The 13,785-nt window shown below is 73.9% G+C and carries 12 protein-coding genes and 1 tRNA gene; 7 read left to right on the forward strand and 6 right to left on the reverse strand.

Annotated elements, in window-relative coordinates; translation table 11 throughout:
* Window positions 1-173: 173 nt before the first annotated feature.
* Complete coding sequence (gene pcrA, locus HDA34_RS05055) at window positions 174-2,735, reverse strand: DNA helicase PcrA (protein WP_134377459.1); 2,562 nt, start codon at window positions 2,733-2,735, stop codon at window positions 174-176.
* 261 nt (window positions 2,736-2,996) lie between these two features.
* On the opposite strand from pcrA, the gene HDA34_RS05060 reads away from it, so the two are divergent.
* From HDA34_RS05060 to HDA34_RS05070, 3 genes are all read left to right on the forward strand, one after another.
* Window positions 2,997-4,178, forward strand: coding sequence for an acyltransferase family protein (locus tag HDA34_RS05060; RefSeq protein ID WP_101967279.1), 1,182 nt, complete (start codon window positions 2,997-2,999; stop codon window positions 4,176-4,178).
* A 172-nt stretch (window positions 4,179-4,350) separates the two neighbouring features.
* Window positions 4,351-4,998, forward strand: a complete 648-nt coding sequence (locus HDA34_RS05065) for a hypothetical protein (RefSeq protein ID WP_044659023.1) — start codon at window positions 4,351-4,353, stop codon at window positions 4,996-4,998.
* 43 nt (window positions 4,999-5,041) lie between these two features.
* A tRNA-Arg gene (locus tag HDA34_RS05070) sits at window positions 5,042-5,115 on the forward strand.
* A gap of 26 nt (window positions 5,116-5,141) precedes the next feature.
* Here HDA34_RS05070 and HDA34_RS05075 read toward each other — a convergent pair.
* The 3 genes from HDA34_RS05075 to HDA34_RS05085 all read right to left on the reverse strand — a co-directional run bounded on the left by HDA34_RS05075 (window position 5,142) and on the right by HDA34_RS05085 (window position 8,463).
* Complete coding sequence (locus tag HDA34_RS05075) at window positions 5,142-7,010, reverse strand: ABC transporter ATP-binding protein (RefSeq protein WP_060974277.1); 1,869 nt, start codon at window positions 7,008-7,010, stop codon at window positions 5,142-5,144.
* A 76-nt stretch (window positions 7,011-7,086) separates the two neighbouring features.
* A complete protein-coding gene (locus HDA34_RS05080) occupies window positions 7,087-7,581 on the reverse strand; it encodes an HNH endonuclease (RefSeq protein ID WP_020628346.1) in 495 nt (164 codons plus the stop codon).
* A 159-nt stretch (window positions 7,582-7,740) separates the two neighbouring features.
* A complete protein-coding gene (locus HDA34_RS05085; RefSeq protein WP_020628347.1) occupies window positions 7,741-8,463 on the reverse strand; it encodes a metal-dependent transcriptional regulator in 723 nt (240 codons plus the stop codon).
* Between the two features lie 128 nt (window positions 8,464-8,591).
* Here HDA34_RS05085 and serC point away from each other — a divergent pair, with 128 nt between their 5' ends.
* A complete protein-coding gene (gene serC, locus HDA34_RS05090) occupies window positions 8,592-9,719 on the forward strand; it encodes a phosphoserine transaminase (protein WP_044659024.1) in 1,128 nt (375 codons plus the stop codon).
* 91 nt (window positions 9,720-9,810) lie between these two features.
* On the opposite strand, the gene HDA34_RS05095 is transcribed toward serC, so the two are convergent.
* Together HDA34_RS05095 and HDA34_RS05100 are read right to left on the reverse strand one after the other, a co-directional pair.
* Window positions 9,811-10,296 carry a DUF3027 domain-containing protein gene (locus tag HDA34_RS05095; RefSeq protein ID WP_041103071.1) on the reverse strand — a complete coding sequence of 162 codons (486 nt, stop codon included), beginning with the start codon at window positions 10,294-10,296 and terminating at the stop codon, window positions 9,811-9,813.
* A gap of 3 nt (window positions 10,297-10,299) precedes the next feature.
* Window positions 10,300-10,683, reverse strand: a complete 384-nt coding sequence (locus tag HDA34_RS05100) for a cold-shock protein (protein ID WP_020628350.1) — start codon at window positions 10,681-10,683, stop codon at window positions 10,300-10,302.
* 211 nt (window positions 10,684-10,894) lie between these two features.
* Here HDA34_RS05100 and HDA34_RS05105 point away from each other — a divergent pair, with 211 nt between their 5' ends.
* From HDA34_RS05105 to HDA34_RS05115, 3 genes are all read left to right on the forward strand, one after another.
* Window positions 10,895-11,158 carry a hypothetical protein gene (locus tag HDA34_RS05105; protein WP_041103073.1) on the forward strand — a complete coding sequence of 88 codons (264 nt, stop codon included), beginning with the start codon at window positions 10,895-10,897 and terminating at the stop codon, window positions 11,156-11,158.
* A gap of 78 nt (window positions 11,159-11,236) precedes the next feature.
* Complete coding sequence (locus HDA34_RS05110) at window positions 11,237-11,947, forward strand: response regulator transcription factor (RefSeq protein WP_041103075.1); 711 nt, start codon at window positions 11,237-11,239, stop codon at window positions 11,945-11,947.
* A gap of 1 nt (window position 11,948) precedes the next feature.
* The gene (locus tag HDA34_RS05115) at window positions 11,949-13,754 is read left to right on the forward strand and encodes a sensor histidine kinase (RefSeq protein WP_061867185.1); all 1,806 of its coding nucleotides are present in this window, start codon (window positions 11,949-11,951) and stop codon (window positions 13,752-13,754) included.
* The last annotated feature ends 31 nt before the right edge of the window (window positions 13,755-13,785 follow it).

Raw genomic sequence — 13,785 nt, forward strand, 5'->3', positions numbered from 1 at the left:
CTTCTTGGTCGAAGACAGGGTCTGCCGGCCTCGCCCGCGGGCGCGGCCGACGTCGACGCCCCCTCCGTGGCCGGGCCGGGCGCGGGGGCACGGCGGGGCGGCGGACGGCGGCGTTCCACGGCTCACTGTAGTCCACGCCCCGGGGCGACCGGGGGGTCGGCGGGCCGGTCCCGTCAGCCCTCGACCTTCGTCAGCGGGGCGTAGCGCAGCAGCAGCCGCTTCTGCGCCCCGGTGGCGTCGAAGGTGACGGTCGCGACGGTCTTGTCCCCCGCGCCCGCGACGGCGTCCACGCGCCCCTCGCCGAACGTGGCGTGGGAGACGCGGTCGCCCGGGCTGAGCGCCACGATCTCCTTCTGCGGCTGCACCCGGCTCGGCGCCTTCCCGCGCACCACGGCGGAGGGCACCGTGAGGTCCGCCGGCTCGTCCCCGCGGGTGAGGCGCTGGGGCCGCGCGCCGTCGTCGTCCCGGGACCGCCACGCCGGCCGGCCGCCCCCGAACCGCCCCGCGTACCGCGAGGTGCCGGCGCCGGTCAGGCTCAACGACCCGGCCGAGCGCGTGGTGCCCTCCCGCTCCCAGTCGATGAGCGTCTCCGGGATCTCCCCGAGGAACTGGCTGGGCGGGTTGAACTGGTGCTGGCCCCACAGCGAGCGTGCCTCGGCGCGCGTCAGGAACAGGCGACGGCGGGCGCGCGTCAGGCCCACGTACGCCAGGCGACGCTCCTCCGCGAGCTCCTTCTCGTCCGTCATCGAGCGGGCGTGCGGGAACACCCCGTGCTCCATGCCCGTCAGGAACACCACGGGGAACTCGAGGCCCTTGGCGGTGTGCAGCGTCATGAGCGTGACCTGGCCCTGCTGCTCCGCGAGCGCCTCGCCCTCCACGTCCGGGGCCGTGGGCAGCTGGTCCGCGTCCGCCACGAGCGCGACCTGCTCGAGGAAGTCGGACAGGGTGCCGTCCGGGTGCGACGTCTCGAAGGAGCGGACGACGGCGACGAGCTCGCCGAGGTTGTCCGCGCGGGACTCGTCCTGCAGGTCCTCGGACTCGCGGAGGGCGGCCAGCATGCCGGACTGCTCGAGGACGGCCTCCAGGACGGTGGCCGGGCCGGCGGACTCGGCGACCTGGCCGAGGTCGTCCATCATCTGCACGAAGCCACGGACGGCCTTGAGCGAGCGCGCGGCCATGCCGGGGGCGTTCTCGGCGTCGCGCAGGGCCGCGGAGAACGTGGAGCGGTTGCGCTCGGCCCACGCGGCGATGGCGCCCTCGGCCCGGTCCCCGATGCCCCGCTTGGGCTCGTTGAGGATGCGGCGCACGTTGACGTCGTCGTCGGGGTTGACGATCACCCGCAGGTAGGCGAGCGCGTCCTTGATCTCCTTGCGGTCGTAGAAGCGCGTGCCGCCGATGACGCGGTACGGGATGCCGCGCGTCACCAGCCGCTCCTCGAGCGCGCGGGACTGCGCGTTGGTCCGGTAGAACACGGCGACGTCGGCCGGGCGGATCCCGTCCTCGTCCTGCAGCCGGTCGATGGTGGTGGCGATCCACTCCGCTTCGGCGGACTCGTTCTCCGCGGCGTAGCCGACGATCGCCGGGCCCTCCCCCTCGGCCGTCCACAGGCGCTTGGGGCGGCGGTCCGGGTTGCGCTCGATCACCGCGTTGGCGGCGTCCAGGATGGTCTGCGTGGAGCGGTAGTTCTGCTCGAGCTTGATGGTGACGGCGTCCGTGAAGTCCTGCTCGAACTCGACGATGTTGCGGATGTCCGCGCCGCGGAACGCGTAGATGGACTGGTCCGAGTCGCCGACGACGGTCAGCTCGCCGCCGGGGGTCTCCACGCCCTCGGGGTCGCCCGCCGGGCCGGCGAGGAGCCGGATCAGGCGGTACTGTGCGTGGTTGGTGTCCTGGTACTCGTCCACGAGGACGTGGCGGAACCGGCGGCGGTAGTTGTCCAGCACGCGCGGGAACGCCTCGAACATGTGGACCGTCATGCCGATCAGGTCGTCGAAGTCCAGGGCGTTGGCCTGGCGCAGGCGGGCCGTGTAGTCCCGGTAGACGGCGGCGACGGCGCGGCCCCACGGGTCCCCCTCGGCCACGGTGGCGGCGTAGTCGTCCGCCTCCACGAGCTCGTTCTTCAGGGAGCTGATGCGGTTCAGCAGGGCCTTGGGCGCGAAGCGCTTCGGGTCCAGCTCGTGCTGCTTGGCGACGGTGGTGACCAGGCGCAGGCTGTCCGCCGAGTCGTAGATGGTGAACGTGGACTTCAGCCCGATGTTGGCGGCCTCGTTGCGCAGCAGCCGCACGGCGGAGGAATGGAACGTGGAGATCCACATCCGCTGGGCGGTGGGACCGATCAGCCCGGCCACGCGCTCGCGCATCTCCGCGGCGGCCTTGTTCGTGAAGGTGATGGCGAGGATCTCGTGCGGCCGCGCCCGGCCGGTGGCGAGCAGCCACGCGATGCGGTGGGTCAGCACCCGGGTCTTGCCCGAGCCGGCGCCCGCCACGATCAGCAGCGGCGCCCCCGTGTGGGTCACCGCGGCGGCCTGCTGCGGGTTGAGCCCCGCCACGAGCGACTCGGGAGTGTGCGCCGGAGCGGCCGGGCGGGCGTCCTCGCCCCAGGCCTCGGGGTCCGCGGCCGCGCGCGTGACGGCCGGGGGCACGAGCCCGGGCAGGGCGGTCTCCGGGTCCGCGGGGCGGCGGGTCCGGTCGAGGTTCAGGGGCGTGCGTCCGAGCGCGGAGAAGAGGTCAGCCATGGCGGACCCAGTCTAGGCGCGGCCCCGGACGCGACAGGGGGCGCCGTCGTCGCCATCCCCCACCGCGCCGCCCCGCCCCACCCCACCCGCACTTTCGAACGTGATGTGGGGCCTATCTCGCGTTCGAAAGTCCCCAAGACCCCGATTCCACGTTCGAAAACCGGCGGGAATCGAACGGCCCGCTATGGTCTTCTGGGCGTTCCGCGCGATGTGGCGGCGGAGCCTCCTTCCCCTGCCCCGCCACGTCACCCCGGAGCCGCCATGTCCACCACGCCGACCCCGCCCATGTCCCACGGGTCCACCCCCAGCCGGATGACCTGGATGGACGCGATGCGCGGATTCGCCGTGCTGCTGGTGATGTTCACCCACACCTACACGATGCCGCAGGGCCTCGACGCGACCTTCAGCTCCGTGGCGTTCGCGAACGTGGTGCAGGTGTTCCAGTCGTGGCGGATGCCGATGCTCGTGTTCCTGTCCGGCGTCCTGCTGCCCCGCTCCGTGTCCAAGCCGCTGGGCACGTACTACCGCGGCAAGGCGGAGCGGATCCTGTGGCCGTTCCTCGTCTGGATGGTCGTGCTGGCGCTGGCCACGGGCAGGCCCGGGTCCCTGCTGTCCGGCGAGTTCTGGCGCGGTGGCGCGTGGCACCTGTGGTTCCTGTGGGTGCTCATGCTCTGCTATCTCATCGGCCCGGTGATCCGCCGTGTCCCGGCGCTGGTGGTCGCGGCCGTCCTCTTCGTGCTGCTCCTGGAGTTCGTCAGCGGCCCCCGCGACTGGGTGCGTCCCCTGTACTGGGGTGTGTACTTCTTCCTCGGTGCCGCGTCCGCGCGACTGCTCCCCCGGATCCGCACGGCGCCGGCCGCCCTGGGTGTGATCGCGGTGATCCTGATGGTGCTCACCGTGACGGCCACGCGCACCGGCGCGCTCGTGGTGGCGGAGCGCCAGCCCTGGTCCGTGTTCGCTGCTCTGCCGGGGATCCTCGTGGTGCTGTGGCTCGGCCCGCGCCTGCCCCGTCTGCCGTTCCTCGAGTTCTGCGGCCGCCGCTCGATGGTCCTCTACGTCGCCCACATGCCGGTGCTGATCCTGGCGGTGGCGGCCTTCCGCGACCTCGCCGCGGTCCGCCCGGTCGACTTCTACGTGGCCATCGCGTCGTTCACGTTCCTCGTCCCGCTCGCCCTCGCGCTCGGCTACCGACGGGTGCGCTGGCTCTTCGAGTTCCCGACGGCGGGACGCGGCCGGGAGCGGCCACGCACCCGGGCAGCGGTCCCGGAGGCGGCCGACGCCGTGCCGGCGCAGACCGCCGAGCCCGCCCCGACGACGGCGCCCCTGCCGGTCGTCGAGCCGGCGTCCGAGCCGCAGTCCACCGCGGGGCCGGCCCCGGCCACCGAGCCGGCGTCCGACGCACCCGCCCAGGTCCCCCGCCCGCGGCCTCGCCACGCGGACTGAGCCGCCCCGGACTCGCCCCCACCCGCACTTTCGAACGTGATGTGGGGCCTATCTCGCGTTCGAAAGTTCCCATGACCCCGATTTCACGTTCGAAAGTGAGCTGGGCTGGGCGGGGCTGGGCGGGACCGGACCGGCTCGGCCGGTCTGGGAGGATGGACCGCGGAGGTGCCCCGTGTCCCAGAAGTCTCGCAAGTCCCGTCCGCGCCCGTCGCGGCCCGCCGCGCGCCCGGTCGCCGAGTCCCCGCGCTCCCGTCCCACGCTGCGGGACGTCAACGTCCGTGAGGACCTCGCCGCGGCCGCTGAGCGCGAGGGCAGCCCGGCGATCCCGGTGAGCGCGCTGATCGTGACCACCCTGCTCGTGGGCGCGTACCTCCATCTGCTGGTGCTGCAGCAGATGACCCAGCTCAGCGGCGGCCTGGCGATGCCGGACTCCCTGCTGTTCTACGGGCAGGACCACATCCGCGCGCTCTCCGCGGTCATGGACGAGGACGCCCGCGGCCAGCTGAACTGGGTGCACAAGACGGCCGGCGTGATCTTCCCGATCGCCGTGGCACTGACGGTCACCGCGGTCGGCGCATGGCGCCTGCGTCCCGTCGGCGCCAAGTGGGCCGTCTTCGGGCTGGGCGTGCTGTTCGCGGTCGTGGACATCTGCGAGAACATCGCGATCGAGCAGGCGATCGCCGCCGGCGGCCCGGGCACCGGCCTGGCCGCCGCCCTGACGCTGACCCGCTGGGTCCTGCTGGCGCTGCTCGCGCTGGCGGTGGCCGTGATGCTGTGGGCCGGGCGGCGCCGTCGTGGTCGCGCCACGCGGGCGGCCTGAAGGGCTCGGCTAGACTCGCTCACCGGACCGACGCACGGTCCGCGCCCCAGTAGCTCAGTTGGATAGAGCGACCCTCTCCTAAAGGGTAGGCCGTCGGTTCGATTCCGGCCTGGGGCACCTGGGCGGCCGGTCCGGTCGCCGCCTCATTCCGCGTCGGCGAACTGCGTGGTGTAGAGCTCCGCATACCGCCCGCCCGCCGCGAGCAGCGCGGCGTGCGTGCCGCGCTCCACGATCCGCCCGGCCTCGACCACGAGGATCTCGTCCGCGCTGCGCACGGTGGAGAGCCGGTGCGCGATCACGATCGCGGTCCGCCCGGCCAGCGCCTCCCCCAGCGCCTCCTGGATGGCGCGTTCGTTGGTGGAGTCCAGCGCCGCCGTCGCCTCGTCCAGCACCACGACGCGCGGAGCCGCCAGCAGCAGCCGCGCGATCGTCATGCGCTGCCGCTCGCCGCCGGAGAGGCGGTAGCCGCGCTCGCCGACCACGGTGTCCAGCCCGTCCGGCAGCGCCTCGACCACGGGGCGCAGGCGGGCCCGCTCGACGGCGTCCCACAGCTGCTCGTCCGTCGCGTCGGGGCGGGCCAGCGTCAGGTTGGCGCGCACGGTCTCGTGGAAGAGGTGGCCGTCCTGGGTCACCATGCCCACGGCCCGCTGCAGGTCCGCGAACGCGAGGTCCCGCACGTCCACGTCGCCGATCTCGACGGCGCCGGAGGTGACGTCGTGCAGGCGCGTGACGAGCGAGGCGATGGTGGACTTGCCCGCACCCGAAGAGCCCACGAGGGCCACGGTGGCCCCGGCGGGCACGGCCACGTCGATCCCGTGCAGCACCTCCTCGCCGCCGCGCGTGTCCAGCACGGCGACCTCCTCGAGGGAGGCCAGGGACACCTGCTCCGCGGTGGGGTAGGCGAAGCGCACGTCCCGCAGCCGCACGGACAGGGGCCCCTCCGGCAGGGCCGCGGGCCGCGCGGGCTCCGTGATGAGCGGCTCCAGGTCCAGGACCTCGAACACGCGCTCGAAGCTCACGAGCGCGCTCATGATCTCCACGCGGGCGTTCGCCAGCGCGGTCAGGGGGGCGTACAGGCGGGTCAGCAGCAGGGCGAGGGTGACGACGTCGCCGGCGTCGAGGGTGCCCGCGATCGCCTGGAGCCCGCCCACGCCGTACACGGCCGCGAGCGCGAGCGCGGAGACCAGGGTGAGCAGCGTGGTGAAGACGGCCTGGCGCACGGAGATGTCCACGCCGGTGGCGCGCACGCGGTCCGCGCGGCGGGCGAACTCGGCGGACTCGGCGGCGGGGCGGCCGAAGAGCTTGATGAGTGTGGCGCCGGGAGCGGAGAACCGCTCGGTCATCTGGTCGCCCATGGCCGCGTTGTGCCCGGCCCGCTCGCGGGACAGGCCCGCCAGCTTCGAGCCGACCGCCCGGGCCGGCAGCAGGAACAGCGGCAGCATCACGAGGGACAGGACGGTGACCTGCCAGCTGGTGGCCACCATCACGCCCAGGGTCAGCGCGACGGACACCACGTTCGCGACGACGCCGGAGAGCGTCCGCGAGATCGCCGACTGCGCCCCGATCACGTCGTTGTTCAGGCGCGAGACGAGCGCGCCGGTGCGGGTGCGCTGGAAGAACGCCACCGGCATGCGCTGCACGTGGTCGAACACGGCGGTGCGCAGGTCGTAGATGACCTGTTCCCCCAGCCCGGCGGAGAGCCACTTGGTGAACACGGACAGCGCCGCGTCGAGCACCGCCACGAGGGCGATCAGCAGGGCCAGCCGCACCACGAGCCCGCGGTCCGCGCCGCCGGTGATCGCGTTGACGACGTCGCCGGCCAGCACGGGCGAGGCCACGCCGAGCACCGCGCCCACGATGGACGCCGCGACGAACACGATCAGGCGGGTGCGGTACCGGCCCGCGAACGCGATGGTCCGGCGCACCGTGCCGCGGGCGAGGCTCTGCTGGGCGTCGGACTGCCCGCGGGTCATCCGCATCATGGACATCCGTGCCGCCGACTCCATGCTCATGGGCCCCTCCGCTCTCTCGACCGTTGGAGAGTCTAGGAACCGCCGGGCACGGGCGGGCGCGATTCCGCTTCCGGCGTCAGGCCGCCAGGCGCAGGTAGTCCCGCCACGCTTCGGCGGGCCGCTCCAGCTCGCGGATCCGCCACTGGGCCCCGCGCGGGCGCACCGGCTCCACCCGCAGCCGCCAGCCCAGGGCCTCGAGCGAGCGGTCCGCCTTCGCCCCGTTGCAGCGCAGGCAGCAGGCCACGAGGTTCTCCCACGAGTTCTCGCCGCCCCGCGAGCGCGGCCGCACGTGGTCCACGGTGGTGGCGTGGGCGCCGCAGTAGGCGCAGCGGTGTCCGTCCCGGCGCAGCACGCCCTTGCGGGAGACCGGGGCCGCATCCGTGTGGGGCACCCGGATGTACTGGTGCAGCAGGATCACGAGGGGTCGGCCCCACGCGCGGGTGGGGCTGCGCATCGGGTCACCGGCGTCCTCGAGCACGCTCGCCTTGCCGGTGGCCACGAGCAGCAGCGCCCGGCGGTCGGAGACGACCGAGAGGGGTTCGTAGCCGGCGTTGAGGACGAGTGTGCGCATCGGGGGCCTCGGAAGCGTGGGGACACAGGGGCGTCGTGTCTCCACGCTAGACGCGGGTGCATCGGCGCGCCACGTGTCGCCTGCGGCGGCGGAAGAGGTTCACCGGCCCGTCACCGGGCCATCACGCCCCCGTCACGCACGACGACGGCGCGCCGCGCCTCAGCCGTCGAGACGCTCGACCCACACGTGCGCGGCCGTGGCCTCGGCCAGCTCGAGGGCCCCGCCGTCCGCGGCCGCGCCGTCCTCCGCCTCGCCCTCGACCCGGATGTACCCGGCGTCGCGGGCGGCCTCGGCACGCACCACGCGGCCGGGGGTCACGCCGGCGCCGGCCAGCTGGGCCAGCAGCTCGGGGTCGGTCTGCACGCCCTCGGCCAGCCCGCGGACGCGGAACCGGCCGGCGGTGGCGGCCTCCTCGGAGAGCCGGGCGCCCGCCAGGCCCATGTCGCGGCTCCAGTCCTCGGCGGAGGCCTGCTCGGGCCGGGGCGGGATCGGGGTGCCGTAGGGGGTCTCGGTGGGGTTCTCCAGGAGCGTGAGCAGGCGGCGCTCCACCTGGTCGCTCATCACGTGCTCCCAGCGGCAGGCCTCCTCGTGGACGAGCTCCCACTCGAGGCCGATCACGTCCGCGAGCAGGCGCTCGGCCAGGCGGTGCTTGCGCAGCACGGACACGGCCCGCTCGCGGCCCGCCACGGTCAGCTCCAGCCGACGGTCCGCGCCCACGTGCACCAGCCCGTCCCGCTCCATGCGGGCCACGGTCTGGGAGACGGTGGGGCCGGAGTGCTCCAGACGCTCGACGATGCGGGCGCGCAGCGGGGGGATGCCCTCCTCCTCGAGCTCGAGGATCGTGCGCAGGTACATCTCGGTGGTGTCGATCAGATCCGTCATGGCACGTCCTCTTCCCTCGGGCTCTTCGTCCCGGACATCCTAGCGAGGCGTGAGTCACGTGGACGGCCGGTGGTCCCGGGCGCGGGAGAATGGGCGCGACCCGCGACCCCGAAGCGTCAGGAGCACGCATGACCTCCCCCGCCGAGATCACCATCCCCCAGGACCTGCTGCCGGCCGACGGCCGCTTCGGCGCCGGCCCCTCCAAGGTCCGCCCCGAGCAGCTGAGCGCGCTCCAGGACGCAGCCGGGCTGCTCGGCACGTCGCACCGTCAGAAGCCGGTCAAGGACCTGGTGGCGAGCGTCCGGTCAGGCGTCGCCGAGCTGTTCTCGGCGCCGGAGGGCTACGAGGTGATCCTCGGCGTCGGCGGCTCCACCGCGTTCTGGGACGCGGCCGCCTTCAGCCTGGTCCGCGAGCGCGCCCAGCATCTGAGCTTCGGCGAGTTCGGCTCGAAGTTCGCCAAGGCCACCGACCAGGCGCCGTTCCTGGCGCCGTCGGACATCCGCACCTCCGAGCCGGGCACCCGCCCCGAGCCGGAGGCCGTGGCCGGGGTCGACGTGTACGCGTGGCCGCACAACGAGACCTCCACCGGCGTGATGGCGCCCGTCGTCCGCCCCGCGGGCATCGACGAGGACGCGCTGGTCGTCGTCGACGCCACCTCGGCCGCGGGCGGCCTGCCGGTGGACGTGTCCGAGGCGGACGTGTACTACTTCGCGCCGCAGAAGAACTTCGCGTCCGACGGCGGTCTGTGGCTCGCGCTGTTCTCCCCGCGGGCCCTGGCGCGGGTCGCGGAGATCAAGGAGTCCGGCCGCTGGATCCCGGCGTTCCTGGACCTGGCCACGGCCGTGGAGAACTCCCTCAAGGACCAGACCTACAACACGCCCGCGCTGGCCACGCTCGTCATGCTGGACGCGCAGCTGCGCTGGATGAACGGTCAGGGCGGGCTGGACGCGATGACCGCCCGCACCGCCGACTCCTCCTCGCGCGTGTACGCGTGGGCCGAGGCGTCGTCCTTCGCCACGCCCTTTGTGGCCCGGTCCGAGGACCGCTCCGCCGTGGTCTGCACCGTCGACTTCTCCGACGACGTCGACGCGGCGGCGGTCGCCCAGGCCCTGCGCGCGAACGGCGTGGTGGACGTGGAGCCCTATCGCAAGCTCGGCCGGAACCAGCTGCGGATCGCGACCTTCGCCGCGATCGAGCCCGAGGACGTCGCGGCACTGCTGCGCTGCATCGACCACGTGGTCGAGCGCCTGGCCTGAGCCGTCCCCGGACGGGGACACGGGCCCGCGGGGGACTCCACCGCGGGCCCGTTGCGTGTCCGCCCCGGCGGGTCAGCCGGGGCGCGCCGTCTCAGCCGCGGTCGTCCGGCGCGGTCTCAGGCGCCGGGGCGCCGGGCACACGGCCCTCGGCCACGGCCTTGAGCCGCTCGCGCTCCTCCTCGTTCACGCGCTCGGCGTACGGCACCCACGGGGGCGCCACGAGCGCACCCTCCCCCGCCATGAGGCCGGTCTCGCACACGGTGACCTGCTTGGCGCGTGGGGCCCGGGCGATCGTCACGTACCAGAGCCAGCCCGCGTAGCCGGGCATGCGGCACGCGAAGCGGTGCGTCAGGAGCCGGTCGTCGTCCACGAGCACGTCCACGTGCTCCCCCACCTCGTCCGGGGCGGCCAGCCCGGCCAGCCCCGCGCGGGCGGCGTCCACGGCGGCGGCGAGCAGCTCGTCGCGGCGCGGGGCCCGGCGACGCGCGGGCGGCACGGCCGCCCTCTCCTCCGCGGGCGCGGGCTCGGCGTCGGGGCTCCGGTGGTCGACGCGCGGGGCGTCGTCGTGGGTGGTCATGGCTCAGGCCTCCAGATCGTCGGCGACACGGCGCAGCACCTGCGCCATCTTCTGCGCCTGGGCGCGCTGGGGGTAGCGGCCGCGGCGCAGGCCGTTGGAGGTCTGGTCCAGCCACGTGATGAGGTCCTCCATGAGGACGGCCATCTCGGTGGCGCCGGGTCGGTGGTTGCGGACCACCGAGGGTGCGGCGTCGAGCACGCGCAGCGAGAGCGCCTGCTTGCCGCGGCGGCCCTCGGCCACGCCGAACTCCACGCGGGTGCCTCCGCGCAGCTCGGTCACCCCGGCCGGCAGGGCCGAGGCGGGCACGTGGACCTCCTCGCCCTCGTCCGTCTGGGCGAACCCGAAGCCCTTGGTCGAGTCGTAGAACTTGATGCGCCCGGTGGGCATGTGCGTCACCTGCTCCTCGTCATGTGGGTCCACCGCGTCGGGCCGGCGCCGCAGGGGCGGCCGTGCTCTCGTCTCGGGTCGGCGGGGTCCGGCACCGGCGTGGCGGTGCGCCGCGGCATCGGTGGGACCAGCCTGGCCGTGCGCCCGGAGGGGACGGCGGAGGACGTGGTCGTCAATGACCTCCCAGGATAGCCCGACTAGAGTGGCGGGCATGCCTCGGACCTCCACCCTCCCCGCCTCCGCGCCCGCCGCCGACCCCGCCGATCACCGGGGCGGTCGTGGCGTCGTCCTGGTGCTGGGCGTGGCCGTGACGGCGGTGTCCGCTCTGGCCCTGGTGGCCCTGCTGGTCGCGTACTTCCTGGCGTGGCCGGCGTCCCCGGCGCTGTTCGCGCTCGCGCTGTTCGGCCTGCCCGTCGGCTTCGGCCTGATGCTGCTGCACGTGGTGCTGGGCGCCGTCCGGCGCTCGCGCCCCTGAGCCGTCGGGCCAACGACGCCCCGTGACATCCAGCACCCTTTCAGGGTGTTCCCAGGTCGGGGCGGTTGACTGGGCTCCATGCAGCCTCAGAACCCCGAAGCACGCCTCCTGGTGGTGGACGACGAGCCCAACATCCGCGAGCTGCTCTCCACGTCCCTGCGCTACGCCGGCTTCGAGGTCACGGCCGCGGCCAACGGCCGGGAGGCCCTGGACGCCGCCGAGGAGTTCCAGCCGGACCTGGCCGTGCTGGACGTGATGCTCCCGGACATGGACGGCTTCACCGTGACCCGCCGCCTGCGCTCCGCCGGCCGTCACTTCCCCGTCGTGTTCCTCACCGCGCGGGACGGCACCGAGGACAAGATCACCGGCCTGACGGTCGGCGGTGACGACTACGTGACCAAGCCGTTCTCCCTCGACGAGGTGGTCGCCCGCATCCGCGCCGTGCTGCGCCGCACTGCCTCCCTCGACGACGACGACGCGGCGGTGCTGCGCGTGGACGATCTCGAGCTCGACGACGACGCGCACGAGGTCCGCCGCGGCGGCGAGGTCGTGGAGCTCTCCCCCACCGAGTTCAAGCTGCTGCGCTACCTCATGATGAACCCGAACCGGGTGCTCTCGAAGGCCCAGATCCTGGACCACGTGTGGGAGTACGACTTCAACGGGGACGCCTCGATCGTCGAGTCCTACATCTCCTACCTGCGCCGCAAGATCGACGTCGGCGGCCGCGAGAAGATGATCCACACCAAGCGCGGCGTCGGCTACATGCTCCGCACCGCGGACAAGCGCTGACGTGCGTGCGCGGCTCGACGCCGCGGCGGCCCGCGTCCGCCATCCGCGCGCCTGGCTGAGGGGCGCGTGGCAGGGGCAGTCCCTGCGCACCAAGCTGGTCGTGATGATCGCGGCGCTCATGCTGGCCCTGGTCGCCGTGACCGCCGTGGCGACCGCGGTGCTGTTCCGCCAGGAGGCGGTGCGCCAGCTGGACGAGGACATGGCCGCCAACCGGGACACCGTCTCGATGTACCTGGCCAACGTCGCCCAGACCGGCGAGTACTACATGCCGCAGCTGCCCATCCTGCGCTTCTACGGCGTCGTGTGGGACAACGAGGGCGCGCGGGTCGTCCAGACCCCGGTGATGCCGGGTGCGGACGAGCCGGCCCTGCCGGACATCACCCCGGCCGAGGCCCTGGAGCGCGGCTCCGCCTCCTTCGAGGTGCCCGGCACACAGCCGGACTCGAGCGGCTGGCGCGTGCAGCTGTACGGGCTCAGCAGCGGCGACGGCACCATGGCCGTGGCCCTTCCCCTGCAGAGCGTGACCTCCTCCGTCGAGCGCGTCACCTCGATCGTCGTGACCATCGGCCTGCTCGCGACGGCGGGCACCGTGATCGTGGCCAACCTGGCGGTCCAGCGCGCGTTCCGCACCCTGAACCGCGTGGAGCGCACCGCCGCCAAGATCGCCGCCGGCGACCTGAGCCAGCGCGTGGAGAGCGCGGCGCCCGACACCGAGGTGGGCCGGCTCTCCCGCTCCCTCAATGCCATGCTCGCGCACATCGAGTCCGCGTTCCGGGACAAGGAGATCTCCGAGGACAAGATGCGCCGATTCGTGCAGGACGCCTCCCACGAGCTGCGCACCCCCCTGGTCACCATCCGCGGGTTCTCCGAGCTGTACCGGCACGGCGGGCTGCGCGAGGAGGAGGACGTCGCCGCCGCCATGCAGCGCATCGAGTCCGAGGCCACCCGCATGACCCGCCTCGTGGAGGACCTGCTCACCCTGGCCCGCCTCGACGAGCAGCGCCCCCTCGAGCACGCCCCGGTGGACCTGCTCATCCTCGCGATGGACTCCATGATGGACGCGTCCGTGAACGCCCCGGACCGCAAGGTCACCCTCGTGGGCCCCGACGACGACCGGGCGGCTCCGGCGCCCATCCTCGGCGACGAGAACCGGATGCGCCAGGTGGTGGTGAACCTCATGGCCAACGCCCTGCGCTACACCCCCGCCGGCACCCCCATCGAGATCGCGGTCGGCACGGTCGACCACCTCGGCGGCCGGGCCGGGGCGGACGGCGCGGGCCGCAGCTCCGTGATCGAGATCCGTGACCACGGGCCGGGCGTGTCCGAGGAGGACCGCGCCCGCATCTTCGAGCGGTTCTACCGCGCGGACACCTCCCGGCACCGCGAGACGGGCGGCACGGGGCTCGGCCTGGCCATCGTCGCGGCGATCGTGGCCCAGCACGGCGGCTCCGTCCGGCTGCTGGAGACCGAGGGCGGCGGCGCCACCTTCTCCGTCCACCTGCCGTGGGCGCCGTTCGAGGACGAGGCGGACGAGGACGTCGAGGACGAGCGCCCGTCCGCGCAGGACACCGACGACGACGCGGCCGGTCCGCCCAGCGGCCCCCTCGCCCTGACCGCGCCGTCAGGAGCCGGCGCCAGCGCCGCGGACGCCGCCCGGAGCAGCCGCCTGCTGCGGGCGGCGGAGCGGTTCCGTCGTGCCTCGGCCGAGCGCCGCCGTCGGGCTTCTGCTCCTGCACAGGCGCCCGAGGCCAGCGTCCCGTCCCCAGGCGGGGACGACCCGGCGGCCGGGCGCGACGCGCGTCCCTAGCGTGGTGCCCGGCGGCACCCGCCGCCCATCA

The sequence above is a fragment of the Micrococcus luteus genome (assembly GCF_014138885.1).
GTDB classification, from domain to species: domain Bacteria; phylum Actinomycetota; class Actinomycetes; order Actinomycetales; family Micrococcaceae; genus Micrococcus; species Micrococcus luteus.

Coding starts and splice junctions, on each gene's coding strand:
- pcrA (WP_134377459.1), bottom strand. CDS start 2,735: ATGGCTGACCTCTTCTCCGCGCTCGGACGCACGCCCCTGAACCTCGAC.
- HDA34_RS05060 (WP_101967279.1), top strand. CDS start 2,997: ATGTCCACCACGCCGACCCCGCCCATGTCCCACGGGTCCACCCCCAGC.
- HDA34_RS05075 (WP_060974277.1), bottom strand. CDS start 7,010: ATGAGCATGGAGTCGGCGGCACGGATGTCCATGATGCGGATGACCCGC.
- HDA34_RS05080 (WP_020628346.1), bottom strand. CDS start 7,581: ATGCGCACACTCGTCCTCAACGCCGGCTACGAACCCCTCTCGGTCGTC.
- HDA34_RS05085 (WP_020628347.1), bottom strand. CDS start 8,463: ATGACGGATCTGATCGACACCACCGAGATGTACCTGCGCACGATCCTC.
- serC (WP_044659024.1), top strand. CDS start 8,592: ATGACCTCCCCCGCCGAGATCACCATCCCCCAGGACCTGCTGCCGGCC.
- HDA34_RS05095 (WP_041103071.1), bottom strand. CDS start 10,296: ATGACCACCCACGACGACGCCCCGCGCGTCGACCACCGGAGCCCCGAC.
- HDA34_RS05100 (WP_020628350.1), bottom strand. CDS start 10,683: ATGCCCACCGGGCGCATCAAGTTCTACGACTCGACCAAGGGCTTCGGG.
- HDA34_RS05105 (WP_041103073.1), top strand. CDS start 10,895: ATGCCTCGGACCTCCACCCTCCCCGCCTCCGCGCCCGCCGCCGACCCC.
- HDA34_RS05110 (WP_041103075.1), top strand. CDS start 11,237: ATGCAGCCTCAGAACCCCGAAGCACGCCTCCTGGTGGTGGACGACGAG.